Annotated in this window: 13 protein-coding genes; all 13 read left to right on the top strand. The window is 49.6% G+C overall.

The features are described from left to right. Positions 1-2,094: a terminase gpA endonuclease subunit gene (locus O4H47_RS16750; protein WP_269395162.1), complete on the top strand. Its 2,094-nt coding sequence runs from the start codon at positions 1-3 to the stop codon at positions 2,092-2,094. 3 nt (positions 2,095-2,097) lie between these two features. Beyond that, entirely contained in the window at positions 2,098-2,304 is a 207-nt protein-coding gene (locus O4H47_RS16745) for a phage head-tail joining protein (protein ID WP_269395161.1), read from the top strand. Positions 2,305-2,306: 2 nt separating this feature from the next. Then, positions 2,307-3,824 (top strand): phage portal protein, encoded by a 1,518-nt coding sequence (locus O4H47_RS16740; RefSeq protein WP_269395160.1) that lies wholly within the window; start codon positions 2,307-2,309, stop codon positions 3,822-3,824. Between the two features lie 2 nt (positions 3,825-3,826). After that, positions 3,827-5,788: a prohead protease/major capsid protein fusion protein gene (locus tag O4H47_RS16735; RefSeq protein WP_269395159.1), complete on the top strand. Its 1,962-nt coding sequence runs from the start codon at positions 3,827-3,829 to the stop codon at positions 5,786-5,788. Positions 5,789-5,856: 68 nt separating this feature from the next. Then, a complete protein-coding gene (locus O4H47_RS16730) occupies positions 5,857-6,186 on the top strand; it encodes a capsid cement protein (protein ID WP_269395158.1) in 330 nt (109 codons plus the stop codon). Positions 6,187-6,198: 12 nt separating this feature from the next. Continuing rightward, on the top strand, positions 6,199-6,597 hold the full coding sequence (locus O4H47_RS16725; RefSeq protein WP_269395157.1) for a hypothetical protein: 399 nt from the start codon (positions 6,199-6,201) through the stop codon (positions 6,595-6,597). Beyond that, positions 6,594-7,355, top strand: a complete 762-nt coding sequence (locus O4H47_RS16720; protein WP_269395156.1) for a hypothetical protein — start codon at positions 6,594-6,596, stop codon at positions 7,353-7,355. Before O4H47_RS16725 ends, O4H47_RS16720 begins: the two co-directional genes overlap by 4 nt. A 10-nt stretch (positions 7,356-7,365) precedes the next feature. Then, positions 7,366-7,902 carry a hypothetical protein gene (locus O4H47_RS16715; protein ID WP_269395155.1) on the top strand — a complete coding sequence of 179 codons (537 nt, stop codon included), beginning with the start codon at positions 7,366-7,368 and terminating at the stop codon, positions 7,900-7,902. Positions 7,903-7,912: 10 nt separating this feature from the next. Continuing rightward, positions 7,913-8,104, top strand: coding sequence for a hypothetical protein (locus O4H47_RS16710; RefSeq protein ID WP_269395154.1), 192 nt, complete (start codon positions 7,913-7,915; stop codon positions 8,102-8,104). Next, positions 8,101-8,460 (top strand): baseplate assembly protein, encoded by a 360-nt coding sequence (locus O4H47_RS16705; protein WP_269395153.1) that lies wholly within the window; start codon positions 8,101-8,103, stop codon positions 8,458-8,460. The genes O4H47_RS16710 and O4H47_RS16705 overlap by 4 nt, the downstream gene beginning before the upstream one ends. 8 nt (positions 8,461-8,468) lie before the next feature. Then, a complete protein-coding gene (locus O4H47_RS16700) occupies positions 8,469-9,332 on the top strand; it encodes a baseplate assembly protein (protein WP_269395152.1) in 864 nt (287 codons plus the stop codon). Next, positions 9,322-10,587, top strand: a complete 1,266-nt coding sequence (locus tag O4H47_RS16695) for a phage tail protein I (RefSeq protein WP_269395151.1) — start codon at positions 9,322-9,324, stop codon at positions 10,585-10,587. The genes O4H47_RS16700 and O4H47_RS16695 overlap by 11 nt, the downstream gene beginning before the upstream one ends. 9 nt (positions 10,588-10,596) lie before the next feature. Beyond that, the coding region (locus O4H47_RS16690) for a hypothetical protein (RefSeq protein WP_269395150.1) at positions 10,597-12,929 on the top strand (2,333 nt) is incomplete at its 3' end.

Below are 12,929 nucleotides of genomic sequence, written 5' to 3'. Positions count from 1 at the left end.
ATGCGAGAAATCGGGCAAGCATTTGAAGATCATCAGCTGCCGCCATTTGCTTCAGCACGTGATGCAGCATTGTTAGCGTTGCCGGCATTGGTTCCACCCAGCCGCGTGAGTGTAAGTCAAAGCGCAGAAAAGGTGAGACTGCTAAACAGCCCTGCATATCGTGGGCTTTGGGATAATTCAGTAACGCCATACATGGTTGAGCCAGCCGATGTTTTGAATTCGCGTGTTTTTGAGGCGGAGGCATTTTGTGGACCTGCCAGGACCGGTAAAACAGATGCGCTGTTGCTGAACGGCATCGCCCATCGGATTGTTTACCAGCCAAGAAACATTCACGTCGTCCATATGACCAAAGACACGGGTCGTAAGTTCAGCAAAGAAAAAATTGATAAGATGCTTCGGGATTCTCCGGAGTTGAGCAAACGACTAACGGGCGAGCGCAACTCAAACAATACCTTTGATAAGGCATTTATGGGTGGCATGACGCTAACCATTGATTGGCCCGCGATTAGCCAACTATCGGGTTATGAAAGTCCTGACATGTTTGGCACCGACTATGACCGGATGCCCTTGGATATCGACGGTGAAGGGGATCTGTTTTCGTTGATGCGCAAGCGCAATGAAACATATTTTAGCCAAGGCATGACTTGCGTTGAATCATCGCCTGGTCATCCAATATTGGACGAAGACTGGAAACCTGAGGCTTGGCATGATGCCCCGCCAACAACCGGCATTCTTAGTATCTACAATATGGGAACGCGGGGCCGGTGGTATTGGCCGTGTCCACATTGCGAAGAGAAATTTGAACCCATCTTCGACCTGTTGAAATGGGAAAAGGGTGCAAGTCCATCTGAAGCCGGGGAAATGGCTAAGATGAAATGTCCGCACTGTGGCTATGCTGATATAACGCATGATCTTAAACGAGAATTGCAAAGCTACGGAGTTTGGTTGCACGAGGGACGCCATGGCGATCTGGTAACCTTGGACGGAGATATTCGGCCAACAACGATTGCAAGTCACTGGATGCAAGGTCCGGCAGCTGCATTTTCGACTTGGAAGCAGCTTGTACAGCGCTTTTTGGAAGGTGTGGAGCATTATCGAAAAACTGGCGATGAAGGCCCGCTCAAAACTACGGTGAACGTTGACCGTGGCGAACCATACCTGCCACGGGCGATGAGCAAATCTGGCGCTCTTACCGTGAACGATGTGCGCAAGAAAGTCATTCAATTGGCTGAGCGCACCGCGCCAGGCAATACGCGCTTCATCACGATCGTGGTGGACGTGCAGGGGGCTTACTTCATTTGTCATGCCGATGCATGGGCAGATGGCTTAGAGCGCACTTTGATCGATCGATTTAGGATATTCAAACCGATTGACGACGCTGATCGTCCATTCGATCCGGCTCGTTACCATGAAGATTGGTTGACGTTGGATGCACTTCTAAAGCGAGAATATAGAGTTGACGGCACTGAGTTCTCATTGGTGCCAATCGTTGTAGCTTCAGATAGTGCGGGCGAACCAGGCGTAACCGAAAAGGCGTACGAATATTGGCGTCGAAAGCAATCTGAGGGCCTTGGCGATCGGTTTCGGTTGCTTAAAGGAAACTCGAACAAGACTGGTGATGTGTCCACACAGCGGCGTGCTTACACAAAACAAATCGAGCGTTCAAGCAACGGCAAGAAGGCTGCAACAGACATTTCGTTGATTTGGGTTGGCACTGACATTTTGAAAGACGAAGTCACTGCAAGCTTGAGGCGCACTGAGCCTGGTGCTGGTTCCTATCATATCAGCTCGCAAATTGATGTTGATGCCTATGCGGAGTTCTGTGCTGAGCGCAGAACCGCCAAGGGCTGGCAGATGAAGCCTGGCGTTAAAAGAAATGAAGCGCTTGACCTGAGTTGCTACGGCAAAGCGGTGGTCATTGTGATTGGTGCTGAAAAGATAGATCCGAGCAACCCACCAGATTGGGCTCTGCCGGTGCCTCAGAATTCTTGCACTGTTGATAATCGATCGCAAACGCTAATGGTTCAATCACGCGATGAGCCCCCGAAGGACACTGAGCGAAGTGACTGGGTTGAAGATAAAGATTGGTTTTAGTCGATGAATAACTGGACAGAAGCTGACCTAAAGGCGATCGATGAGGCAATTGCCTTGGGCGCTTTTGAAGTTGAGTTTACAAATCACCGCGTCAAATACCGTTCGCTGGCAGACATGCTTCATATCCGCAAACTGATCGCGACAAGCCTTGGCATTGCTGATCAAAATGCGCGCCCAACCACGACCTTTGCGGTCCATTCTCGGGATTAGACATGAATATTTTAGAGAATGCCATAAAGGTGGTTTCGCCTGGCACGGCGCTGCGCCGCGCACAGCAACGCCAGGCGCTAGATATCGTCACCCAAAGTCGAGGCTATGATGCGGCTTCAAATGGTAGGCGCACGAACAGTTTCAAGGGGCGTTCGACTGACGTTAACGCGGAAATTGGACCGGCCCTTGCAACTTTGCGAAATCGTTCTCGTGATATGTGCCGCAATACACCAATTGGCGCGCGTATTGTTCAAACAATGACATCGCACCTTGTGGGCAATGGTATCAAAATAATTTGGGACACTGGTTCTGACGCATCGGATCGACGTGTTGGAGCACTCTATGAAGAGTTTGAAAGCACTTCTGACATTGAAGGCGAAACGAACTATGCCGGGCAGCAAGTTCTTGCTGCACGCTCAATGGTTGAGGGCGGCGAGGTTTTTGGCAAATTCGTCGATTTGAGGCTTGACGATTATCGAACTGTGCCATTTGCAATAAAGCTATTTGAAGGTGATCAAGTCGCAGCTGGGTTTGATAATTTTTCAAAACATAAAGATACACGATTAGGCGTCAAACTGGGTGAGTGGGACCAGCGTTTAGGCTATTGGCTCTATCCACAGCACCCAGGGGCTGCCGATTGGCGCGGCGCAAATCAGCCGGTTTTGCACGATCGAGAGAGCATTTTGCATTTGTACCACGGTTTGCGGCCTGGTCAGTTGCGAGGGGTGCCATGGATGGCGCCATCTCTCATGACTGGTCGGGATTTAGCTGATTTGATTGACGCGATGGTTACCAAAACCCGTGTTGAGGCGTGTGTAACTGCACTGGTAACTGGAAGTGATCAAGGTGGCGGGCCCGAAAACATTGGCACCACTTCGAAAGAACGACCAACGGATGAAAAACTCGCCCCTGGGTTGATCAAATATTTGCCACATGGTGCAGATGTAAAGGTCGTTTCACCTTCTGGCACTGGTCAATATGAAACTGTTTGGATGACCACAATGATGATGATCTGCGCGGGCGCAGGCGTCACTTATGATCAAGGCACAGGCGATCTTAGGCAAGCAAACTATTCATCGTTGAAAGCGGGTAAAATCGAACTTCGTCGTTTGGTGTCACAAATCCAGCACGTTGAGTTTGTGCCAAAGTTTATGGCTCGTGTGACAAGCCGCTTCTTGAACAGAACTCAATTGGCTGGATTACTGCCAAAGCGCCGCGATGGTTATTCGCACCAATATGTTATGCCGGTCCATGAGCCAATTGATCCGCTTAAGGATCTACAAGCGGACATTTTGGCGGTGCGAGCGGGGGCAATGTCGCCACAAAAGTTTTTCGCAACGTACGGTGTTGATTGGCGAAAAATGCTCACTGAGTTCAAGCAATTTGAAACTGCGACCAAAGACCTGGATCACGACTTTGCGTTTGATGCCAGCAAGCCAACCTTGAAAAACAACCAAATCACCAAAGAAGCGGTCCGCCATATGGATCTGTCTCATTTGTCTAGCCTTTTGGAAGACTAATCATGCCTCAGACATCAAAGATTGTGCCTTCAGTTCCCACTGAACTGATTGGGAATAACCTTGCGCGCTTCGTTTTGGTCTCGCCATCTACGTACGACGAAGAAAACCGAACCGTAGAGGCCGTATTCTCAGCAGGGTCAAGCCGGATGATCTACGGCATCGAAGAGGTGTTGGAGATCTCGAAAGAGGCCATCAACCTTGAGCGGCTTGAAAAAGACATCGTGCCGTTTCTGGACCACCACAATAAACGATCGCTGGATGCTGTTCTTGGCAAAGTCGTGAGCGCGTCCATCAACGATGGGAAATTGATCGGCACAATCAAGTTCGGGGAAGGCGATTCCGCCAAACGGGCTGAAGAGATGGTGCGCAACGGTGAATTGAGCGGACTCTCGATTGGTTACACCGTCGAACAATGGACGCAGGTGCGCACTGAGGGTGCTGATCATGACACTTTGACCGCCACAAAATGGACTTTGCTCGAAGTGTCATTGGTTTCGGTGCCAGCCGATGCTGAGGCGCTCATTCGGTCTGCCATTCCACACAAAGATTTCAATCGGGCCGATGCCCAATTCAACCAGGAGGTCACGCAAGTGCCTAAAAAAGCTGAAGGGCAAAGTGTTGCCCCAATTGAAAATACGCCAGATGAGCAAACACGCGGCGCAATCGCAGAAGCAACTACGCAAGTTGATGCGAATACCGTGACACGGGCAGAGCGCACGCGCATCTCAGAAATTCATGACATTGGGAAACGTGCCGGCATGTCTCATGACGATATCAAAACGGCAATTGATAGCGAAGATAGCGTGGATGATTTCCGCAAGCGTGCGTTTGAAAAAATGGCCAAGGTTTCTGAGGCGGCTCCGATCACTGCCACAACATCCATCACCGCTGATGGTCGCGATCGTTTCATCGAAGGCGCATCATTGGGCATGATGGCACGGGCAGCAATTGGGGGTGAACGAAATGAGTTTACCAGCCTGCGCCTTGAAGACTTGGCACGTGAGAGCTTGGAGCGAACCAGTGTGTCAACGCGCGGTATGGATCGGATGCCTCTTGTGGGGGAAGCGTTCACGCGTTCTGGCAGCGGTATGCATTCAACTGCAGATTTTCCACTTATCTTGCAAAATGTTGCCCGCTTGTCGATGCTAAAAGGCTTTGATGAGATTGAAGAAACTTTCTCCAAGTTCACCTCAGTTGGCACCCATACAGACTTCAAAGAAGTTAAACGTGTTGATGTGGGGCTGTTCCCCGAACTGGCGCCAAAGGGCGAGGGTGGTGAATACAAGCACGCAACAATTGGTGAAAGTGGCGTGAGTGCCTTTCTATCCACATATGGCCGTACGTTCGGTGTAACACGTGAAATGATCATCAATGATGATCTAAACGCGATTACTAAAATCCCGCTCAAGATGGGGCGGGCTGCAAAGCGCACAATTGGTACATTGGTATTCTTGGTCTTTACCAATCCTGCATACAAGTTCAAAGGCAAGGACTTGTTCCACGCTGACTATAAGAATTTGTCCGCTGGTTCTTTGCCCACTATTTCTTCACTGAAAGCTGCTCGTAAGAGCATGGCAATGATGCAGGATGATGGCAAGGTTGCTACGGCACTTAACATTGCGCCAAAGTACATTATTTGTGGTCCAGAAACATCTGATGACATTGCTGTGTTGCTGGCCGCGCAGGCTGATCCTGATGCCAAACACGTGGGCGTGCCAAACGTTGTGCGAAATATGGCTGAATTGGTACAAGAGGGGCGCATCAGCAATGGCGATTTCTTCTTACTTGCAGATCAACACGCGCATGACACGATCGAGGTTACATATCTCGAGGGCAATGAAGAGCCATTTTTGGATCAAACAGATGTTTGGCGCAAAGATGGCACTGAGTTCAAAGTCCGCCAAGATGTTGGTGTGAACGTGCTGAGCGAAAAAGGCCTGCATAAAGTTCCTCAACCAGCTTAACGGCTGAACATCGTTTGGCGTGGTATTGGCCACGCCATTTTTTGTTTCTCAAAGACTGGAATAATATCATGAAAAATTTTGTACAAGCCGGCAGCACGCTGAGCTTTATTGCAGCAGCTGCGGTCGCATCTGGCGCGGTAGTGGTGGTTGGAAAACTGGCTGGGGTCGCTATCGGAAAATATGAAATTGGCGAGCAAGGTGAAATGGATTTGACTGGGGTCTACACCCTACCAAAGGTTACCGACAAAGCACTCGCGCCAGGCATTGCGCTTTACTGGGATGGTACAGCGATCACCGATGTTGCGACCAGCAACACATTCATTGGTCATTCGGCTCAGCTTGCAGAAGTAGCCGCAGCCACACCATCTATTGACGTGCGTTTGGCACAATCTAAATAGGTTGTTGAAAAGATGACGGGCTCACCATTTCATCGCTTAGCGGCGCGATCAGCCAACATTGTTGATCGTGTTTTTGCTGAGCCCGTTTTGATTTTACCAGTTTTGAAGGTCAGTCAATTCACGGGATTGCCTGAAATCGCATCCAACGAACAGATTGAAGCGCGAGCCATTATCAACTTTACGCCTCTTGAAGGGCGTTTGGACGGTTCGCGACCAGGTAACCAAGAGTTTAATCATAAGATAAACTGGACCCGCGTTCAGGCAACTTTGTCGGACGATGAGTTGGACTATACACCCAGTAAAGATGACCAAATTCATTTGCCTCATCGTGCTGACGCGCCGTTGCTTGTTGTTCACGATTTTTCGCGTGATGAGAACGGACGCTTGGTTTTGGAGCTAGCAAGCACATGATCACCCAAATTCTTTTGCGCCATCTGGCCGTGCAAGCGCTTCTTGGCACAACGCTGGCTCAAACTAATGTTTGGGACAGTCGGGTGGCTAAGATTGAGGATATTGCCGGCGAACAAGGTGAAGTTCCAATTGTTGTAGCTTATTCGGATGGATATTCAAATACGATCGAGCAGGGTGCAGGTCCGCGTCATGAGTTGGTGATTGAATGTGCGCTGGCAAGAATTGTCAAATCTAGCGAAGCTGGTGTTTCGACGTCTGAGGCCGCGCAGGCGCAATTGAAACCCATTCTGACGGACGCATTGTTGGATCTGCGCGTTGCATACTTAAGCGCACAAATCGTGGGCGCATTGCAAAGTGCTGATAACGCGTGGGCACAATTGTTGCTCAAACTGACTGCAAGCAAACCAATGAAGTTTTCCATCAAACGTGGTGCGAGTAATGAAAGCGGTGCGGTATTTGCAGCCCGCCAATTGGTGTTTGAGTTTCAAACAATAGCAGAACCAGTGCAAAGCATGCCGGCGACGGGTGTGTTTGCTGATTGCTTATCCGCGTTGGAAAACAACCCCGATAGTGTGATTTTCGCTAGCTATATCGCAAACTGGTTCAATGCAGGCGAAAAAGCCGATTGGGTTGCGGCAATTGAGAGGTTGGAAACAACCACAAACGGGGGCGCATTGTTGGGACTTGGTCCTAATCTGGAAACCGTGGATTTGCCTGAAACCGAATGGCCATTGGGGTTTGAGATTAGTTTCAATTAGGTGGGGTGCAATGACCAGTTATTTGGCTCGCTTGATAGGGCGCCACAATCGTTTGTCTGAAGACATGGCGCGTATAATGCGGCCAGGTCGGGTGGATCAATATGATCCAGAAACGCACCGAGTGAGATTGGACTATGCGCCGGACGGACGCAAAAAATTCTTGTCGCCTTGGATGCAATTGCCAGAAGCGGCGGGCAATAACAGTTCGAAAGTGACGCCAGTTGTTGGGCAAACAATGATGTCGTTCGCGCCAAATGGAGATATGCGCCAGGGCTTCGCGATGGGTGGTTTCTTTTCAGATGAGTTTCCGGTGCCTGATGCTGGTGACGGTTTGATATTGCTGCAACGCGGCGATGCTCGCGTCCTTATTGTAGATGGCGGTATTCAAATCACGGTGGGTGGTGTCGGTCTATTTGTCTCAGCTGGTGAAGTCAAAACCACAACCAAAACAATTTTGAACAACGGCACACGGCCCGCTCACTTTAAGGGCGGCAAGGACACTGCCGAAGACAAAGCGGTTGATGGCGCCGAAGGGGTGCTAATTTAGGAGAGAAACGATGCAAAAAAAATACAGAGTTACGGATAAATCTGGTGATCGAATTAATGGAAGGTTAGTTGAACCAGATCAAGTCATTGAACTCAACGACAAAGTTGCCGCGTACTATGAAACGTTGGGGCACCTAATCGCAGAGACCAACGACACCAAGCCTGTGTCCGCCGAACCGGCAAAGGTTATCAAGGTCAAATGAGTGGAATCGATGGGAAAACCGGTAGACCAATCAACGGTTGGCCCGAAGTTCAGGCCGCTCTGAAGTGCATAGTCTCAACTCAAATCACCATGCGTGTTCGCCGTGAGCAGTTTGGTTTGGTTGGGTTGGCGCTTTTGGGCCGTAACATGAGCCCAGAATTGTTCCTTCGTTTCGCCCATTTGTTGGCAATTGCCATCGATCTGTGGGAGCCGCGTTTTAGACCTACAAGTTTTTTCTCTCGGACTGGTCACGATGTTTCCAGGGGAAAGCTAGGCTTTTTCATTGATGGGGACTATTTGCCAAGAGGGCACCTTGGGGATCAAACCGTAGCATTTCAACAAACCTTCTTATTCTAGGATTTTCAATGTCACGATACACTGCAGAAACGCTGGACCTCTCACGTTTCCCGGCACCTTTAGCCATTCGTGGCGTCGATTACGAAGCCATTCTGGCGGATAGAATGACGCGGCTTGTTGCGTTGTTCGATGATCGAGATATTGATTATGATGTTGCCGAGCTTGAAACAGATCCCGGCAAGATTTTGCAAGAGACTGATGCCTATCGGGAAATGTTGGTTAAGTCTGAAATCAATGACGCCATTAAGGCGGTGATGAAGGCATTTGCTGTTGGCTCTGACCTTGATCATCTTGCGTTGCCGCTCATGCGTCTTGATGGAGAGTTGGACGAGGCATTCCGGCGTCGTGTTCTGTTGGAGCCGGAAGCGGCTGGGATTGGCACTCGTGGTGGATATATCTTCCACGCTTTATCTGCCCATAAAGATGTTTCAAATGTTGATGTGTGGTCACCGAGCGATGGGGTGGCGCAGATTGCTGTGCAAGCAAAAGGGGTGGATGGGATTGCATCTGCTGAGCTTGTTGAATTTGTGCGGTTTCATTTGCACAAGGACGATATCAAGCCATTTACTGATACGGTTTACGTCGGATCAGTCAGCCAGTTTGATTATGTGATTGATGTTGAGGTGTTTGTACTGCCTGGTCCCGATCCGTTGTCGGTGCGAACATCAGTTGAGGAAAGCTTGGCCAAAATGGCCGCAGCTCGATTTACACCGGCGCGCGATATTCCGCCTTCTGCCATTCATGCAGCCGCAACGGTTGGTCCTGTTGATCGCGTTGTGATCAATCAACCCACTGGCCATATAGCGCGACTGGAGGGGGAATTAGGTCGCTGTGTGGGTATTACTGTGAAGGTCTCAACTCATGACGGCTGATTTCCAAACCATTTTGCCACCCAATTCCACACAGTGGGAAAAGGCGGTAGAGCGCGTCTCTGGTGAACGCTGGGATCAGCTTGATCCAGACGTTATCCGGCGTTTCAAAGACCCTTGGCTTTGTCCCTTTGAATTGCTCAATTTTTTGGCACACGAACTATCGGTTGATATCTGGGATGAAGATTGGGACGAGTTAAAGAAGCGCTCCGTTTGCGCTCAATCGCTGGAAAACCACAGCCTGAAAGGCACGAAAGAGGGCCATAGGCGTTATCTGAATATCGTTGATGCTGAGCTCGTTGAGACAAAAACGGGACCACAGGGTTTCTTTGTCGGTGGACCGGTCAATAAGCAAGAGTGGGATGCCTACATCAAACGGATGCCGCGTGTTCGGATCAGTTTGGAAACCCGCGAAGGGAGCTGGTTGCCGCCTGACGGTGTTTTTCTGGATCACTCATTTTACGGTGTTGATTTTCTTGGTGTTGATCGAGCGCATGAACTTCTCGGACGCCGTGCATTTTTCAAAGCTGCTGATGCGCAAGAAGAAATTGAAGTGCGGTTGGATGAAGTGGGTGGTGACGAAAATGGTGACGGTTATGAACGTGTTACTCTGCCAAAGCGCGATGAAGCTGGTTTTTATGCCGATGAAGGCTATTTAGACACAGACTTTTTGGCGTCGGGTGATCCAGTGCAAACCGTGTACTCGTTTCGCCTGAACGCTGGCCTGAATAGTGAAATAGACAACTTACCGCTCGATAGTGTTGGAGCAAGTCTTGAGCCGCGGTCGCCTCGATATGAGCGTGTATCGTCACAAGGTGAGGGGCATGGTGGCTTCTTTTTGGATGCAGATTTTGCAGACGACGGTTGCCTAAGTGACGATTATGCAGAAGCACTGATTTCTGACATTATTTATTTCCACGATCGGGATATTGCAGCACCCATTATTGACACAATGGGATTTGTTGATATCGCGCGATTGGGCTTCCCAGCTCATACGGGCGAAATGCTGGTGCGTGCTGAAGGTACTGTCTTGCTGCACGACGGTATTTTTGCAGACCAATCTTTTTTTGATGATGATTTTGTCAGCACGGATGATCTTAAAAAGCTCAACGCATCGCTAGATGCAATCTGCGCTTCTAAACGATTTACTGACCGCTTGTTGGTCGACTTTCAAACAACCAAAGCGCCAAGTCTCGATCTTGGCCTGCCACTAGATCAAAGCACCGCTTTAGACGCGCGCGTGCCTGCCAGCCTTTAGGAGACTTTTATGTCTAAAATTGTCACGCCGAGCTTAAATCAACGCATTACCAATGATGACATCAAGAACATTGGTGTTTTTAGTCGAGAGGCTCTGGACAATGTTGTGACGGACGCAATCACCGACCAACCGGGCTACATCCAATTATCTGTAGTGCAGTCCAGTCCTACCGAAGTGACTGTTGGTGGTGGTCGCCTTTATCGCGATGGCAAAGTATATGGTCGTGCAGACGATAGCGCCAACATCAATCTTGTTTCTCTCTTGCCAGCCGTCACCAAACGAATTGTAACGATTGTTGTCTGGGGCGTTGGCATTGATGCGGCAGTTGAGCCACGTACATTTATGCTGGATGCGGTGGCACGGACAACTGAAGCGCGGGTTGTTTCAACTGAGAACCACCGCACAGCCAACATCGATCGGGTTGCTGGCACGGAAAATGTTGATCCACAGCCGCCTGCACTTGATGCCAATGTTTTGGGTGTTGCTCATATCACCTTGACCACAACCGGTATTGAAAAGATTGAGATGATTGAAGCCAATCGGCTGATCTCATTGAAATCGCTCAACACGCGCCTAACAATCGTTGAGAAACGCTTGGATTTGGCAGGTTCGCAGATCGACACCTTACGCTCTGATCTAGCGGGACTTGCCATCACCGCACGCGGTAAGGCGCCAATGGAAATGGTGGTGAACCTTGCTGGAGATTTTGCGCGCGTAAAGCGGTTGAATGAATTGCCCGACAATTACACCAATTGGAGCGCAGATAACTTTATCGATTTGGGACAAAGCGACAAAGACCATGCTGAGTTTGATTGTAAAGTGCGGAATGGTTTGCATTTTAGGGATGCAGCTCGAACTTCGGTCGGACTTTCGCTTGTAAATCCGCTCGATGAACGGATTACTGTTATCGACAATATGGTGATGCCGCGTCACGACCTGATCAAACGTTTGTCGGTATTGGGTCGCGATGGGGAAGTTGCTCTGGCGACATTCACGAGCACAACGACGGAAACCGTGAAGCTCACCAGAACGCGTACTCAATGGGAACATGGGGATTTAAAACTCGCACCTGGGGAAGTGCCAAATACCAACGATGGCGTTTGGCGCGAAACAACTCAGTGGTTCCCCTATTATGGAAATGATACGGTTAGGACGCTCACGCGCTATGATCCGATCACCAACGAAGCCATTGAAGCTTGGGAATGGAATTGGGGCGAGAAAACCGTCAAGCATTTGAGCCCAGACATGGTGCAAACATACTCAAAAGTTCGTGAGTATTACTGGGGCCATCACGTCCTTCGCACAATAGAGGAGCCGTATTTTGACGATATAACCAGTCAAGAAACAGTGCAGGGCTTTCAGATTGGTTCAACATTCTTAAACTCGCAAGAAGGCTCGCTTGGACGAATAAATCTCTATTTTACGCGCAAAGCGGAGAGCGGGGATGTGCATGTGTTCTTGACTGAAACTGACGCGGCGGGTCGCCCAGATCCTACTCGTGTTTTGCACAAAATGACAAAAACGCCAGCGGAGTTGAACGCAGACCTTGCAGGCCTAACTCCAACCTCGTTTGATGTTGAGGCGGCTTCATTGGTCAAAGGGCGACTTTACGGCATTTGGATCGTCTCGCAGGGTTCGCATTTCTGTTCTACAGTCTCCGGCAACAAATATGCTCAAGGCGCGTTCTTCCAACGTAACGGGGATGATTGGGTGCCAGCTGCTGCCGATATCGATTTGGCTTTCGAGTTGTGGTTCAACGGCTATAAAGATACGCGGGTTGAAGTGCAATTGAATGGCTGCGAACTCGCTGGTGGCATCGAAAATTTGTTGATCAATTGTGATACGTCAATTCCCGAGGGCACCAATATTGTGATTGAGGGACTTATTGGCGGTGTGTGGCAGGCGCTGTTTGGTGGCGTGGGTTCTTTGTTGAGCGCTTTATCGTCACGACCCAGTATTGTTCAATTGAAAGCCATCTTAATTGGTACAACTGACGCGATGCCTTCGTTTGGTATTGGCGATACGCGGTCCAGCATGGTTGCGGCACGCGGTGATATCAACTTGGATCATATCTCAACCGTCCGTACACTTTCAGCACCGTGCGACACGGTTGAAGTGGTTCTTCGGGCAAAGCATTGGGATGCGGCTGATCATACACTGACATGCAAAATCTTAGTCGGTGGATCATATGACACCGTTGAAGCAGTTGATGTGACAACGGACCTAGAAGAGCCGGAGACTTTGGACAAGCTAAAATCGAAAAAGTTTGTATTCAATTTGGCCGCGCCGGTGTCGTCGTACAAAATTCAGATTGATGGCGATACGACCGACGTTCTCAATCA

Source organism: Maritalea porphyrae, assembly GCF_027213965.1.
GTDB classification, from domain to species: Bacteria; Pseudomonadota; Alphaproteobacteria; order Rhizobiales; family Devosiaceae; genus Maritalea; species Maritalea porphyrae_A.
Note: the sequence above shows the minus strand (reverse complement) of the source record. Positions and strands in the feature narration are given on the sequence as shown.

Excerpts from the sequence above, each read along its gene's own strand:
- O4H47_RS16750 (WP_269395162.1), top strand. The coding sequence starts at position 1 with ATGCGAGAAATCGGGCAAGCATTTGAAGATCATCAGCTGCCGCCATTT.
- O4H47_RS16745 (WP_269395161.1), top strand. The coding sequence starts at position 2,098 with ATGAATAACTGGACAGAAGCTGACCTAAAGGCGATCGATGAGGCAATT.
- O4H47_RS16740 (WP_269395160.1), top strand. The coding sequence starts at position 2,307 with ATGAATATTTTAGAGAATGCCATAAAGGTGGTTTCGCCTGGCACGGCG.
- O4H47_RS16735 (WP_269395159.1), top strand. The coding sequence starts at position 3,827 with ATGCCTCAGACATCAAAGATTGTGCCTTCAGTTCCCACTGAACTGATT.
- O4H47_RS16730 (WP_269395158.1), top strand. The coding sequence starts at position 5,857 with ATGAAAAATTTTGTACAAGCCGGCAGCACGCTGAGCTTTATTGCAGCA.
- O4H47_RS16725 (WP_269395157.1), top strand. The coding sequence starts at position 6,199 with ATGACGGGCTCACCATTTCATCGCTTAGCGGCGCGATCAGCCAACATT.
- O4H47_RS16720 (WP_269395156.1), top strand. The coding sequence starts at position 6,594 with ATGATCACCCAAATTCTTTTGCGCCATCTGGCCGTGCAAGCGCTTCTT.
- O4H47_RS16715 (WP_269395155.1), top strand. The coding sequence starts at position 7,366 with ATGACCAGTTATTTGGCTCGCTTGATAGGGCGCCACAATCGTTTGTCT.
- O4H47_RS16710 (WP_269395154.1), top strand. The coding sequence starts at position 7,913 with ATGCAAAAAAAATACAGAGTTACGGATAAATCTGGTGATCGAATTAAT.
- O4H47_RS16705 (WP_269395153.1), top strand. The coding sequence starts at position 8,101 with ATGAGTGGAATCGATGGGAAAACCGGTAGACCAATCAACGGTTGGCCC.
- O4H47_RS16700 (WP_269395152.1), top strand. The coding sequence starts at position 8,469 with ATGTCACGATACACTGCAGAAACGCTGGACCTCTCACGTTTCCCGGCA.
- O4H47_RS16695 (WP_269395151.1), top strand. The coding sequence starts at position 9,322 with ATGACGGCTGATTTCCAAACCATTTTGCCACCCAATTCCACACAGTGG.